Here is a 14,419-nt window from a genome sequence, read left to right on the forward strand (position 1 = left end):
TCCTCAGCGCAGGTTGATGGTGGTGTTCACGCCGTCGTTGACGCTGTCGTCATCGAACCAGCGCGCCGTGACCGTTTTGGTCTGGGTGTAGAACTGCACCACTTGCTTGCCGTACGGGCCGAGGTCGCCGAGTTTCGAACCGCGCGAACCGGTAAAGCTGAAGAACGGCACCGGCACTGGAATCGGGATGTTGATGCCGACCTGACCGACGTCGATTTCATTCTGGAATTTACGCGCCGCCGCGCCGCTCTGGGTGAACAGGCCCGTGCCGTTGCCGAACGGGTTGGCGTTGACCAGCGCAATGGCCTGATCGAGGGTGTCGACTTCCAGCACCACCAGTACCGGGCCGAAAATTTCCTGGGTGTAGATCTGCATGTCGGTGGTCACCCCGGAGAACAGGGTCGGGCCGACAAAGTTGCCTTTCTCGTAACCCGGCACGCTGATGTCGCGACCGTCCAGCTCGAGTTTGGCGCCTTCCTTGATACCGCTTTCGATCAGATCGAGAATCCGCGCCTTGGCCTTTTTCGAAATGACCGGACCGACATCGGTACCCGGCTCGCTGCCGGCGTTGACCTTGAGTTTCTGCGCCAGCGCTTTCAGATCCGGCAGCCACTGCTTGGCCGCGCCCACCAGCACCACCACCGAGGTGGCCATGCAACGCTGACCGGCCGCACCGAAACCGGCGCCGACCAGGGCATTGAGCGCTTGCTCGCGATTGGCGTCCGGCAGCACCACGGCGTGGTTCTTCGCGCCCATCATCGATTGCACGCGCTTGCCGTGTTTACCGGCCAGGTCATAAACGTGGGTGCCGACCGCGGTCGAACCGACGAACGAAATCGCCTTGATGTCCTTGTGGGTGCACAGGCCATCGACCACATCCTTGCCACCGTGCACGACGTTGAGCACACCCGCCGGAACACCGGCCTCGATCGCCAGTTCCACCAGCAGCATGGTCGACAGCGGATCCTGTTCGGACGGCTTGAGCACGAAGGTGTTGCCGCAGGCGATCGCCATCGGGAACATCCACAGCGGAATCATCGCCGGGAAGTTGAACGGCGTGATGCCGGCGCAGACGCCGATCGGCTGGCGCAGGGTGTAAGTGTCGACGCCGCCGGCGACGTTCTCGGCGAACTCGCCCATTTGCAGGCTGCCGATGGAGCACGCGTGCTCGACCACTTCCAGGCCACGGAAAATATCGCCTTCAGCATCGGCAATCGTCTTGCCCTGTTCGGCGCTCAGCACCACGGCGATGCGTTTGGAGTGCTCGCGGATCAACGCTTGCAGCTTGAGCATGATGCGCATGCGCGCGCCGATCGGGGTCAGCTTCCAGGTCTGGAAGGCGCGCTGGGCGGCACTGACGGCAGCGTCGACTTCAGCGGCGGTGGCGAACGGGACTTTGGCCAGCACCTGCTGGGTCGCCGGGTTGACGATGTCATGCCACTCGGTGGTCTGCGACTCGACCCACTCGCCGTCGATCAACAGTTTGACCTTCTGGATCGTGGTTTCGTTGGGCGTAAGCGATGCGTTCATGCTGGTCTCCAGAACTTGTTTTTATCTTAGGAGCCAAGGCGAAGGGTTCGCCTTGAGATGAGGCGTGTGTCACGAATTGGTTGTCGGACTGTTTTTGGAGTATAGATGTGCAAACTTCTAATAAGAACGCACATATAAGCCCGTCCATCATGCAAAAAAACATCACGTCTTTAGGCTCGCTGAACTGGGACGACCTCAAGTTTTTCCTCGAAGTCGCCCGCACCCGCAAGGCCAGCACTGCGGCCAAACGCCTGGCTGTGGACTACACAACGGTGTCGCGACGGATCAGTTCGCTGGAAGCAGCGTTGGGCACATTGCTGTTCGAGAAATCCCGCACCAGCGGCTTCGTGCTGACCGCTGAAGGCCAGCGTCTGCTGAGTTATGCCGAGTCGATAGAAAGCACGCTGCACATGGCCTGCGAGCAGGTGTCCGGTTCCGGCGTCGCGCTGTCCGGGCATGTGCGGATGGGCTGCACCGAGGGTTTCGGCAGCTTCTTCATCACGCCGCAACTGAGCCACTTCGTCGACGCCTACCCGGCAATTTCGGTGGACATCCTGCCGCTGCCGCACTTCATCAGCCTGTCCAAACGCGAGGCCGACATCGTCATCGCCCTCGAACGCCCGGAACACGGGCCGTATGTGTGCTGCAAACTCTGCGACTACCGCTTGCAGCTCTACGCGACCCAGGAATACCTCGACAAACACCCGCCGATCCGCCGCCCCGCTGACCTGGGCAAGCATCAATTCATCAGTTATGTGGATGATCTGGCGTTCAGCTCGGAGCTGCTGTATCTGGCGAACGTGGTACCCGGCGCCAGCGCCAATTTGCGCAGCACCAGCGTGATCGCACAATTCGTGGCAGCGCAGCAGGGGCGCTCGCTGGCGATTCTGCCGTGTTTCCTCGCAGCCCAAGACCCACGCCTGTTACCGGTGCTGCCGGAGGAAATCGACATCACCCGGCAGTTCTGGATGTACTGCCGGGAGGACTTGCGCAAGCTCAAGCGGATCACCCTGTTGTGGGATTACATCCGCGAAGTGACCGAGCGCAATCAGGCGCTGTTGATGGGGCAGACCCGGGAGATGCAGTTTGCCGATTAATCGGCGCTGACCACGATTGATACCCGGCGGTTTTCGGTGCGGCCGGCAACGGTGTCGTTGGAGGCCACCGGTTCGCGGCTGCCGAGGCCTTGCAGCTGAATGTTCTCTTCCTTCATGCCGACCGTGGTCAGCACTTTACCGACGCTTTTCGCTCGGCGCAGCGACAGCTGCTGGTTGTAGCTTTCCTTGCCCGAGGCATCGGTGTGACCATCCACTCGCACCCGTTCGATGCCGACACCCAACAAGGCTTTGCCGATACGCTCGACGATTTCGGTACTTTGCTTGTTCAGGCTTTCGATGTCGCTGCCAAACAGCACTTTGCCCGACAGGCCGAATTCCCAGCCATCGTCGGTCAGTTCAAAGCCTTGCTGTTTGAGCACGGCAATCTGCGCCGGCGTCAGGCCTTTTTGCGGGGCGGTCTGGCATCCGGTCAGGGCCAACATGGCCATCAACATCAGTGTAGAAAACAGTCGAACGGAAAGTGAGAACACGGGCATTAGCTCCTGGTTTGAACGGGATCGACCGGGTGCTCCGACCCGGCCGTGAATTGGGCGCCACGCGACAGGCGCTTGGCTTGATACATGGCAGCGTCAGCCGCATCAAGCAAGGTGCCGGGCGTGGCGCCATGATCGGGGTAAACCGCAATGCCGATACTGAGCGAGGTCACCACACTGGTGTCGCCCGGCAATGCAATCGGGGTGTCCATGCTCGCGAGGATCTTGTCGGCAATGCGCTCGGCGTCTTCGGTCTTGTGCAACGGCGTCAGCAAAACGGCAAACTCATCGCCGCCCAGACGCGCCACCAGATCTTCTTCGCGTAACTGCGCCCGAATCCGGTTAGCCACCGCCACCAGCACCGCATCGCCAGCGGCATGACCGAAACTGTCGTTGATGCCCTTGAAACGGTCACTGTCGAGAAACAGCACCGCCATCCGCTCGTTGAGTTTGCTGGCGCTGCGTAGCGCGCGGATCAGACGGCCTTCGAAGAACGCGCGATTGGGCAATCCGGTGAGGCTGTCGTGGCTGGCCTGATGGGCGAGGGTTTCGTTCTCGCTTTGCAGGTGGGTCTGCCAGGACTCCAGCTCATCGAGCAGGGCATTGAAGTCATTACCGAGGTTGTCGAGTTCGGCGATTTTCGCCGGAGGTACGCGCCGGTCGAGCGCCCGCTCACTGCGGGCGGCGTGGGCGACTCCCGCCAGGCTGTGCAGCGGGCCGATGATCCCGCGCAACTGACGGCGCGCCAGATAGAGCGCCACCCAGGCGCTGATCGCGGTGCAGAGAATGATGCCCGCCAGACCGCTCAACAGAAACTGCATCAAGCTGCCGCCGTGCCCCGTCAGCAGGATCCGGCCGATCTCGCGATCCTGATGCAGGATCGGCAGGCTGATCGGTTTTTCCAGAACGACCCGCGTTATCTGCATTTCCAGCCCGGAAAACAAGCCGTTCTCCGGACGCTGCCAACGCGCAAGCTCCTGGCCCTGGCTGTCCAGCACCTGCGCATCCGCCACCTCTTCGGTCGAGGCGATCAACGCCAGCGCTTCCGTCGCGGCAGGCTTGTCGTTGAACACCACCGCCGCTTCCACGGTGTAACTGATCGAACGAGCGATCAGGTGCAGGTTGTGATCGGCATAGACCCGCAACGCCAGCACGCCGAGCAGGGTCAGGGACACACTGGCCATTCCCACGGCAACCAGCGCGACAATCAAATGCCCGCGACCGATGACCGAACCCAGGGTCGGACGCCCTGTGGATTTGTTGCGTCTCATGGGGCCGCCGGCTTGCGGCGCGACAACTGCAGCACGCTCGGATGAATGCGCACGCCGCTGCGGGCGACGGAGTCGAGATTGACCTCGAACGACACCTGCTCATCACCGACCCGCAGACAGAACAGACTGCCGACCGTGCACTGATCGCCGCCCTCACTGATACTCAATACCGGGTGGCCAATCAGCGAAGCGAACAGTCGGCTGCGTTCATCGGCGGTGAGTTTGCCGATGTACACCGCATCGCACTCGGTGACGATAGACGGGTTGTCGGCCAGCAGGCGACGTACCGTGACAGGTCGGCCCGTAGCCTGGGTCGTGCCTTTCACAAGGTCGTCGGTGTATTCGGTGGGACCGACGATGCACAGGCGCAATTGTGCAGGTTCAACCGGCCAGCGGGCATAACTGAGAATGCCGAGGACCACCTGGGTAACGGATTTTGCCCGTTGCTCGGCCATACCCACCGGTGTTTGCGGCTGGGCAGCAGCCACACCCGTGAGCAAACAGAGCAGACCGGCAAGCAACACTTGCTTGCTGCCAACTACGCGCTCTGTCGCCCAGACAGCCAGCTTCATGCAGGGATTCTCTTGGATCGTAACGAGATGATGCCGCAACGATAGCACAGCGTTGGAACGCCAGCGATACAGCACCCTCTGACCGGCTGGTCAGATAACGCCGGGATCCATCAGCATTTTCATTATCGAGGTCCCACGCCCTCCTCCAGTTCCAGCATCAGACCGCTCAAGCGCTTGACCTTGCGCTGCACCGCCTCTTCAAACACCCCGGCTCGCGGTTCGATCAAGGTGAACCAGTGCTTGGCTCGGGTAATGCCGGTGTAGATCAGCTCTTTGGTCAACACCGGATTCAAGGCGTCCGGAAGGATCAGCGCGGTATGGGCAAACTCCGAGCCTTGCGACTTGTGCACCGTCATCGCGTACACCGTTTCCACATCATTGAGCCGGCTCGGCAACACGAACCGTACCCCGCCGCGCCCGTCGTTACGCGGGAACGCCACCCGAAGGACCGTTTCACCGGCGTTCGGTCCATCACGCTCGGGCAGCTTGAGAGCAATGCCGATGTCACCGTTCATCAGCCCCAGGCCATAGTCATTGCGGGTCATCAGGACCGGGCGACCTTCATACCATTGCTGGTCGCTGTCGATCAGCCGCGCCTTGAGCAGCGCGTCGGTGATGCGTTGGTTGAGTCCTTCGACACCCCACGGCCCTTTACGCACCGCGCACAGCAGCTGGAAGGTATCGAACGCCTGCAAGACCTCACGCGCCCAATCGAGCCACCCTGGATGCTCAAGGGGAGCTCCGGCAGGCGGACGCTGATTGCGCAGAACGCTCAAGTAATGCCGATACCCGTGGGGGCCATCGCCATGCCCCTCCAGAACAAGCCGCTCCAGTGCATGGTCCTGCTCACCCTTGAGCGCCAGTGAATACACGTCGTCATGGCTTCGCCCAGCCAACAGTTGGCGAGCCTCATCCGGCAATTGCTGATTCACCCGACGTGCGAGCTGGCCGATGCCACTGCCCTCGCCGAAACGCCGTGAGTGACGCAACATCACCACTTGCTGCGCCAACGGGTGCGTACCGTCGGTATCCTCGTGCAAACCGCTGCCCTGCAAGGATTCACCGCTCACGGACTCCAGCCACTGGCGGGTCTGCGGACTGTACCAACCCGCCTCGGCGTCGCGGCACAGATCCCCCAGCACCGCACCGGCCTCGACGGAGGCCAGTTGATCCTTGTCGCCCAGCAACACCAGACGAGCGTGTGACGGCAACGCATCAAGCAGGTTGGCCATCATTTCCAGATCGATCATGGACGCTTCATCGACCACCAACACATCCAGTGGCAGACAGTTACCGGCATGGTGACGGAAGTGTCGGGTGCCGGGACGGCTGCCGAGCAAACGGTGAACGGTAGTGACCTCGGAAGGAATCTTTTCCCGAACGGTGTCGGCGACTTTCAGCGATTGCACTTGCTGGCTGATGGACTCGGTCAACCGCGCAGCCGCCTTACCCGTGGGGGCGGCCAGGCGAATGCGCAGAGGCTGACCGGCTTCGACCGCCGGGGCCTGAAGCAACGCCAGCAAACGCACCACCGTGGTGGTCTTGCCGGTGCCAGGCCCGCCCGTGACGATGCTGAAGGCACCTCGGGTCGCCAGTGCGCAGGCGAGTTTCTGCCAGTCGATCGCATCGGCGCTCTTTACCGACCCGAACAACTCGTCCAGCCGCTGCGACAGATCGCCCGGCGTCGGCTCATGCTCCGCCAAGCGCTGACGCAGAGCAGTGTCGATGCGTCGCTCATAGGCCCAGTACCGCCGCAAGTACAGGCGTTTACCGGATAGCACCAGAGGACATTGCCGTGCAGACTCATTGTCGTCGGCAGCCAGCGCCACCAGCGAGCTGCCAGCCAGTACCCTGCACCAGTGCGCCCCTTCCAGGGTTTCAAGCAATTGCGATGGCAGCAACAACACACCCGATTGCACGTCACCCTCCGGCGGCAGGGACAGGGCGAAGTCCGGGGCCTTGAGGGTTTCGAACAAATCCAGGCACACATGACCGTGGCCGAGTTGATGACTGGTCAACGCGGCGGCAAGTAATACCAACGGATCAACGTCAGGCGCCAACTCGTAAAGAAATGCCACGAATGCCTTGTCCAGCGCCCGCAGCCATCCACGCTCGACCCAGAGGTTCAGTAACTGCAACAGGTCATGGGCTCGCGTCAGGGGTGTGAGCTGCGCGAGGCCGTCGGCATCCAGCGAAACCGGCGGAAAATCCGCGATGGTGCGGCTCATAGCAATTCTCCCTGTTCCCACGCGGGCTCGGCTTTCGGTTCCGGTTTGCCCTGGAACATCCGGTCCAGACGCTCGATCAGTTCTCGCGGCGGCCGCACGAAATACACACCACCGCTGTCAGCACGAGTGCCCCGCAGGAACAGATACAGCGCACCGCCAACATGCCGGTCGTAATCGTAATCGGCGAGGCGGGCCTTGAGCTGACGATGCAGTGCCAGCAGATACAGCACGTATTGCAGGTCGTAACGGTTTTCCAGAATCGACTGTTCCATGGCCTGTTCGGTGTAGGCGGCATCATCGACGCCCAGCCAGTTGGATTTGTAGTCCGCCACGTAGTAGCGACCGTCATGTTCAAAGGTCAGGTCGATGAAGCCTTTGAACATGCCGTTGAGTTGCACCGCTTCGGCGGCGACCCGAGCAACACCGTTGTGGGTAAACTTGCGAACCTGTTCGTCGAGCCTGACGACATCGACCTTGTGGCTGGCGAACCAGAACTCCATCTCGACCCGATACTGTTTCAATTGCTCCAACACCACCGGTGGTCGACCGGTGCCTGCGGGCATCGGCGATTTGAGCAGGTGCTGCAGCCAGTCGCTGAGGGTCGTGATCCAGCCTTCCCAGCCGCGTCGATTACAACGCCGGGCGATCGCGTCTTCCAGTGCTTCGCGAGAAACCGCGAACCCTTCATCGCCTGCCCATTCGAGCAGGCCATGCAGAAACGTCCCCGGGTTTGGCCCACGGGGGAAGCGGTGAATCTCGGCGCCTCCCGGGATGATTTCGCGGGGAGCATCGGGCTCAAGGCGCTCGTCGTCGAACAGTTTCTGCGCTTGCGGGCTGTCCGGTGCTTCATCACTGCCCACGCTCAACACATCACTGATTCGCAAGGCACTGTAGGAAGCGATCCACCAGTTCTCGCTGGCCTTGCGTTTGGGGATCAACGTGGCACTTGGGATCGCTTCGTTGCGTGGCGGCTGGTAGCGCTCGCTGGTTGCCAGTGGCATTTCAACGATGCTCAGCGCAGGGCAATGTTGCTGCAGATCGTCGAGCCAGCGAGTCAGACCGCTGGACTCACTCAATGACGCGCCACCACCTACCAGATAACCAAGTGCTGAAAGATGCAGGACCGAGCTGCTGTTATTGCCGCGCTTGAGGTCCGTCACGCCAAGCCAACAGGCATGTTGTGCCCGGGTCAGAGCGACGTAGAGCAAACGCAGGTCCTCCGCCAGCCGCTCATTGTCGGCCAGGGCAATCAGCTCGGCATCAGGTTTGAGACTGACCTGAGCCTTGCCGGATGCATCGTGGTAATGCAATGGCAGACGGCTGCCGTCCACAGGTTTTGCCGAACAGATGAAAGGCAGAAACACCAGCGGATACTCAAGCCCCTTGGACTTGTGGATCGTCACGACCTTGACCAGTTGCTCGTCGCTTTCAAGGCGCAGGATCTGCTCCTCACCCGCTTGACCGGACAGCGCAAGGTGCTCGGCCAGATGCCGGATCAGCGCCTGCTCGCCATCGAGTTCAGAGGCCGCCTGCTGCATCAGCTCCGACAGGTGCAACAGGTTAGTCAGCACCCGCTCACCATCACTGCGCGCGATCAAGGTTTGCGGCAGATGGAAGTCATGCAGAAAGCGCCGCAGCATCGGCAGCACGCCTTGTTTGCGCCAGATCTCACGGTAGGCTCGGAACTGCATGACGCGAGTCTCCCAGACCAGCTCGTCCTGATTCAGGCGTTCCAGCTCAGTCAACGGCAGGTTCAACGTGGTGCAGGCCAGGGCTGCTTTCAACGAGCGCTCGACATCCGGTTCGGCACAGGCCTTGAGCCAGGCCAGCAGATCATGGGCCTCCTGGGCCGCGAAGACAGAATCCTTGTCCGACAGATAGACGCTGCGCACCCCTCGGGCAGCTAGCTCACCACGTATCGCTTGGGCCTCTTTGCCGTCACGCACAAGAATTGCGATGTCCGCCGGTTGCAGCCCGCGAAAACTCTTGCCGTCCTGCGCGAAACCAGCGCTGCCGGCTTGTCCGCCATTGAGCAGGGCAGTGATTTCACTGGCGCAGGCCGCCGCCAACTGCTCGCGATAGACCACACCAGAGACTGGCTGCTCGGTAGATAAACGCCAGATGTTCAGCGCCGGCACGTCTTGCCCGGAAATCAGTAAATGCTCTTTGCGCCCCTGAGAATCCACGGGCTGAAACGGCACCGGGTTGTCACCGTTTTTCTCTCGAAACAGAAACGCGCCGCGTCCCTGTTCACGGGATTCCGCGCGCTCGAACACCTGGTTCACCGCACGGACCATTCCATGACTGGAGCGGAAGTTTGTGCCCAACGTATGTAGCCGCCCGGTGGTGGCTATTCGCGCGCGCAGGTAGGTGTAGATGTCTGCGCCACGGAAGGCATAGATCGCCTGCTTCGGGTCCCCGATCAGGAATAGTCCGGTCTCGGGATTGTTTTCCTCGATGCGATAGATGTTCTCGAAGATCCGGTACTGCACCGGATCCGTGTCCTGGAATTCGTCGATCAGGGCGACCGGAAACTGCTCGCGAATAAGCGTGGCGAGGCGCTCGCCGCCTTCGGATTGCAAGGCTGCGTCGAGTCGCAGCAGCATGTCGTCGAAACCCATTTCGGCGCGTCGACGCTTCTCTTCTTCAAAGCGCTCGCCCACCCATTTGGCAGCGTGCTGCAGCACCGCCGCATCGGGGGTTGGCAGCTCGTCGAGGCTCGACTTGAGTGCCTGCATGGCGTCCAGTCCCGGATGACTCGGTGGCTCGCCTTTCCAGGCTTCGGCCATGCCGTCAGGCGTCAGCCGAGTAAATCCGGTACCGATATCCAGTTGTTCCAGTGACTCGTCTTCAGCCCAGGCCTTGATCTTTTCGAACCAGGGTTCGAAGTAGCGGACCTGCATCTTGCGCCCGTCGACGGTCTTGCTGGCGACGCCCTGATGACAAATGGCGAGCAACTCATCCGCCCACTGTTGCCAGGGCTTTTTCAATTCAACCAATGCAGCCCGGCGCTCTTGCAGACACTCTTCGATCAGTTCGGTCGGAGATCTGCCTTCCGCTCCATTACGTTCAGTACCGAAGAGAGCACGTATGCGAGGCAACAAAGCGGCCGGACCTCCCCAGTGACTGCGAACCCAATTCAGGGCATCCCCCTGCATCGGGTAGCAGAACAGGCGCCAGTAATCGCGGAGCACTTCGCCCAGCAGATCGCTGTGATCGGTTTCGAGGGTCTGGGTAAACAGGCTGCCGCTGTCGAATGCGTGTTCGCGCAGCATTCGCTGACACCAACTGTGGATCGTCGACACAGCGGCCTCGTCCATCCATTGCGCGGCGATGTCCAGACGATTGGCGCAACCGGGCCATTGCTGAGGGTCGAACTGCGCGCGCAACTCATCGATCAACGTATCAGGAGGCGGCGTCTCGTCACGGAAGAAGCGTGCGGCCTCAGCCAGACGTGTGCGAATACGTTCGCGCAACTCCTTGGTCGCTGCGTCTGTAAATGTCACCACCAAAATCTGCGGTGGCAGCAGCTCGCGACCGAATCCACTCGCATCACCTCCGTGACCAAGGATCAGGCGCAGATACAACGCAGAGATCGTGAACGTCTTGCCAGTGCCTGCGCTGGCCTCGATCAGTTGACTGCCCTTTAACGGAAACGCCAGGGCAAGAGGCTGCTTTGCACTCATGAACGTCCCCCCGCGCTGGCCAAGGATTGCCAAGGGGCTTCGAGCAATGGGCGGTATAAAGCGTTGCACCAATCGGGGAATGTCTCTTCGGCCAACAATGCATCGTAATCCGGGAATTGACGGGCCAATGCGGGGCTTTCGCGTCGCTCACCTTCGCTGGTCTGGCCATCACCTTCATAGGCTTTACGGGCAGCAGCTTCAGCTTTCAGCGGGTCATTCTGACCCAGCCATGCAAAAGCGGTTTTCACCGCAACCGGGAGCGGTTGACGCATTCCTGAACGCCAGGCGAGCAGCAGGTCTTCGAGTATTTTCCAGGCCCGATCCTGCTCCATCGGTTCAAGCAAAAGGGTGTCATCACTGGCGACCAGCGCCGTAGTCAGAGAAAGCCCACTCGCACAAGCGACCAGATGATTGACCCATGGTTTGGTCAGACGGTGCCATTTGCGGTTCTTGATCGAACCGATGCTGTTGGGGATCGTCGTCACCGACAGCACACCGCCATCGGCGCGTTGATGCAGACCTCCAAGCCATCCTTCCAGGCGTAACCCCTGTGATTCAAGATTGATCGGGATCGCGCTGGTCAACGGAGTCGGCCAAAGCGTCAGCAGTTGCTGATAGCGTTGCAGCAAGTCAGGAAGCGGTTCGATCAACTCTCGCTGCAGGCACTCACCGAATCCCGCCATGGGCAGCAGCCCGCTGTTTTGCAGGCGCCGAGCCTGAGCCTCAAGCGCCTGATCAACACTCTCCGGATGTCTCAAGGCCGCTTCGAGCAAACTGTCGCTGAGGGTATATCGCTGCAACGCATCCAGCACAAACGGCTCTTCATCGGCTTGAGGCACTTGTGCCGCTTCAAAGTAAACCTTCAATCTCTGAGTGAAAAAGTGTCGCACCGGATTGCGCAGGAAATCCTGCAGCAGTGCGAGACTCAACGGCTCCTCCTGGATATGGGGTTCAAGCATTCCTTTCGCATCAACAGGCTCATGACGTTGATGCAGCATCTGCCATTCGCTGGCGTAGCTGAACAGTTCATCTCCCTCATTGAAGTAACGTGAACTGAATGGCTGCAGCGGATGTTCCTGAGTCAGGGTATGCAAAAGATCCGCACTTTCGTCAGTCGTGCGCCAACCGTTGGCGAGATGATCGCGCAACTGACCGATCAGCACCGAGGGTGGCCGCTCGCTGTTGTCACGAATACTGCGTCCAACCCAACTGATGTAGAGCTGATGACGCGCGGACAACAGTGCTTCGAGCAACAGATAGCGATCATCCTCACGGCGGGAGCGATCTCCTGGCCGGTAATCGCTGCCCATGAGGTCGAAGTCCAGCGGTGGTTGTGCCCGGGGATAATCGCCATCGTTCATGCCCAGAAGGCAAACCAGCTTGAATGGAATTGCCCGCATCGGCATCAGGGTACAGAAGTTCACTGCACCGGCCAGGAAGCGTTGGGACAAACGCCCCTGATCCAGCCCGGCCAGCCAGGCCTCGCGAACAACGGTCAGCGGCAACTCGTCTTCCAGTCCGACGGCTTCGCAGGTTTCCAGCCATGTTTCGCGCAGCTCTTCAAGCTGAGTCAGCAAGTAGTCGTCATGCTCATTGCTCGCTTTGAAAAACACCTGCATCAGTACCTGTAACCGGCTCCCCCACTCTTGAGGTTTCGCAGGCTTCAGCAATTGCTGGTGCGAGTACTCCAAGGCATCCAGCAAGGCGACCAGAGGACCGATCAACGCGGCATCGAGACCGCCAATTTCATCGTAGGGCTCAATACCCGCGCAGGCACTTGAGTCGCCAACCGCATATCCGAGGAGCATCCGCCTCAGGCCGAAACGCCAGCTGTTCTGCTCCAGTTCATTTGGCAATCCCAGTCCGGCGCGCTGGTCAGCGTCCATCCCCCAACGCACACCGGCGCCTTCGATCCAGCGATGCAGAGTCGGCAAGTCCCGCTCCTCCACACCGAACCGTGCGCGTAACGCCGGAACATCGAGCAAGTCGAGGATTTCGCTGACGGGGAAGCGACTGTCTGGCAGTTTGAGCAGATGTTCGACAGCGATCAGTAATGGATCGCGACCGCGTTGCCCCTGGTCTGCCAGTGTGAAAGGAATGAACCGCGGATCATGGCGATCCAGTTGCCCGAACACTGCACGAACATGAGGTGCATAGCTGTCGATGTCGGGCACCATCACGATCACGTCGCGGGGGCGCAGTTCGGGATTGGCGCTGAAGCGCGCCAGAAGCTGATCGTGGAGGATCTCCACTTCACGCTGCGCACTATGGGCAATGTGGAATCGAATCGACTGGTCCTGCTTCAGATCGACATCGGGCCAGAGCTCACGCGTCTCGCCGAGCGGTCGCAGTTCCAGAATGTCATCCTGCAGTTGATTGAGCATATTTTGCGGGACTGTTTCGCTGAACAGATCGATACGACCATTGCGAAATGCCGCGCGATAGCTACCGGGGTCGTCATAGCTGTCGAGCAGATTGATGTAGTCACGACCTTGCTTGCCCCAGGCTGCCAGTAGCGGGTGGGCATGTTGATGCAGTGATTCCGAATCCAGAACCACGGGCATACCGTTCTTGCGAGCCTGACGTTTGTATTGATGGCGCAACAGATCCTTGTCGGCAACGATATCGGCCCAATGATAACGGCAAGGGTTGTGGACACAGAGCAGGACCTGGCTGAAACGGGCCAGCCCTGCCAATGCTTCGAGGACTTGCGCAGGCAGTGAGGAAATTCCGAAAACGATTACTCGTGATGGCAAGTCTTTCGGTGCCTTTTCAAGGTTGTTGATACGCTCGATGAATCGTTGGTGCACGCCCGCGCGGCTTTGAGCCATGCCTTGCTCACCGACATCTTCAAGCAACGCACGCCACAGCTCTGCCTGCCAGCAACTGGTGATGGGTAGCGGCTTTATTTCACCTCTGACATTTCGTAGTTGATGACGCCCCTCGGCCCAATCCTCGAGCCAGTCGGCACGGTACACCTGGTACTGATCGAATAGATCAGCCAGACGCTCGGACAACTGGTAGCGCTTGCGCAAGTCGGAGTCATGGGTCAGGAATCGTTGCAGCGGTTCGAAATGCGGCAGGTCGATGACCTGCGGCAACAAGCGCATCAGCCGCCAGGTCAGAGGTGCCTTGTCGAGCAAGGACTTTGCCGGGATCTCATCTCGTCCCAGGACCATGCGGTAAAGCTGCCACATGAAACTGCCCGGCAACTGCACATCAATTGCGGCGGCAATACCGCAGCCGCCAAGGTCATCCTCTTCAGGATCCTCGGCTAATGCCAGCTTGAGCCATTGGGCGATGCCGTTGCTTTGCACGAGCGCAATTTCGTTCTCCAGAGGAGCCAGCGGATAGCGCCGCATTATGCTGATCACAAGGCTGCGCAGTTCGTCCAGGCTATTGCTCTGAACCACCATGAATGCAGCGTTGAGGGACTGAGTGTCCGGCATGAAGGCTTCCTTGGAAAAGTACAAAAGCTAGGGCTGAACCTTAGCATTGTCGGCAGGCGAGGACAGCCGCAAGGCGTCCGAGAATGTCGTAC

At 60.2% G+C, this 14,419-nt stretch carries 8 protein-coding genes; 1 reads left to right on the forward strand and 7 read right to left on the reverse strand.

All coding sequences use genetic code 11. From position 1 onward, the window contains the following. Window positions 1-3: 3 nt before the first annotated feature. A complete protein-coding gene (locus tag AC07VV_RS29595) occupies window positions 4-1,530 on the reverse strand; it encodes a CoA-acylating methylmalonate-semialdehyde dehydrogenase (RefSeq protein WP_102619357.1) in 1,527 nt (508 codons plus the stop codon). A 149-nt stretch (window positions 1,531-1,679) separates the two neighbouring features. Between AC07VV_RS29595 and AC07VV_RS29600 the strand changes: the two genes are divergently transcribed. Beyond that, window positions 1,680-2,627 carry a LysR family transcriptional regulator gene (locus tag AC07VV_RS29600; RefSeq protein ID WP_114881330.1) on the forward strand — a complete coding sequence of 316 codons (948 nt, stop codon included), beginning with the start codon at window positions 1,680-1,682 and terminating at the stop codon, window positions 2,625-2,627. On the opposite strand, the gene yfiB is transcribed toward AC07VV_RS29600, so the two are convergent. The 6 genes from yfiB to recC all read right to left on the reverse strand — a co-directional run bounded on the left by yfiB (window position 2,624) and on the right by recC (window position 14,327). Continuing rightward, entirely contained in the window at window positions 2,624-3,124 is a 501-nt protein-coding gene (yfiB, locus tag AC07VV_RS29605) for an outer membrane lipoprotein YfiB (RefSeq protein WP_176504814.1), read from the reverse strand. The genes AC07VV_RS29600 and yfiB overlap by 4 nt on opposite strands. Further along, entirely contained in the window at window positions 3,124-4,392 is a 1,269-nt protein-coding gene (gene dgcN / locus AC07VV_RS29610) for a diguanylate cyclase DgcN/YfiN (RefSeq protein WP_096818682.1), read from the reverse strand. Before dgcN ends, yfiB begins: the two co-directional genes overlap by 1 nt. After that, complete coding sequence (gene yfiR / locus AC07VV_RS29615; protein WP_495038262.1) at window positions 4,389-4,964, reverse strand: regulatory sequestration protein YfiR; 576 nt, start codon at window positions 4,962-4,964, stop codon at window positions 4,389-4,391. Before yfiR ends, dgcN begins: the two co-directional genes overlap by 4 nt. Before the next feature lie 122 nt (window positions 4,965-5,086). Continuing rightward, on the reverse strand, window positions 5,087-7,192 hold the full coding sequence (gene recD, locus AC07VV_RS29620) for an exodeoxyribonuclease V subunit alpha (protein WP_495038263.1): 2,106 nt from the start codon (window positions 7,190-7,192) through the stop codon (window positions 5,087-5,089). Continuing rightward, complete coding sequence (gene recB / locus AC07VV_RS29625) at window positions 7,189-10,878, reverse strand: exodeoxyribonuclease V subunit beta (protein WP_495038264.1); 3,690 nt, start codon at window positions 10,876-10,878, stop codon at window positions 7,189-7,191. Before recB ends, recD begins: the two co-directional genes overlap by 4 nt. Then, window positions 10,875-14,327, reverse strand: a complete 3,453-nt coding sequence (gene recC, locus AC07VV_RS29630; RefSeq protein WP_495038265.1) for an exodeoxyribonuclease V subunit gamma — start codon at window positions 14,325-14,327, stop codon at window positions 10,875-10,877. The genes recB and recC overlap by 4 nt, the downstream gene beginning before the upstream one ends. Window positions 14,328-14,419: the final 92 nt, after the last annotated feature.

The organism is Pseudomonas sp. GW821-FHT02C04 (genome assembly GCF_059421845.1).

What these genes read in the sequence shown, in the direction of transcription:
- recC (WP_495038265.1), bottom strand. Translation starts at nt 14,327, where the DNA reads ATGCCGGACACTCAGTCCCTCAACGCTGCATTCATGGTGGTTCAGAGC.
- recB (WP_495038264.1), bottom strand. Translation starts at nt 10,878, where the DNA reads ATGAGTGCAAAGCAGCCTCTTGCCCTGGCGTTTCCGTTAAAGGGCAGT.
- AC07VV_RS29595 (WP_102619357.1), bottom strand. Translation starts at nt 1,530, where the DNA reads ATGAACGCATCGCTTACGCCCAACGAAACCACGATCCAGAAGGTCAAA.
- recD (WP_495038263.1), bottom strand. Translation starts at nt 7,192, where the DNA reads ATGAGCCGCACCATCGCGGATTTTCCGCCGGTTTCGCTGGATGCCGAC.
- AC07VV_RS29600 (WP_114881330.1), top strand. Translation starts at nt 1,680, where the DNA reads ATGCAAAAAAACATCACGTCTTTAGGCTCGCTGAACTGGGACGACCTC.
- dgcN (WP_096818682.1), bottom strand. Translation starts at nt 4,392, where the DNA reads ATGAGACGCAACAAATCCACAGGGCGTCCGACCCTGGGTTCGGTCATC.
- yfiR (WP_495038262.1), bottom strand. Translation starts at nt 4,964, where the DNA reads ATGAAGCTGGCTGTCTGGGCGACAGAGCGCGTAGTTGGCAGCAAGCAA.
- yfiB (WP_176504814.1), bottom strand. Translation starts at nt 3,124, where the DNA reads ATGCCCGTGTTCTCACTTTCCGTTCGACTGTTTTCTACACTGATGTTG.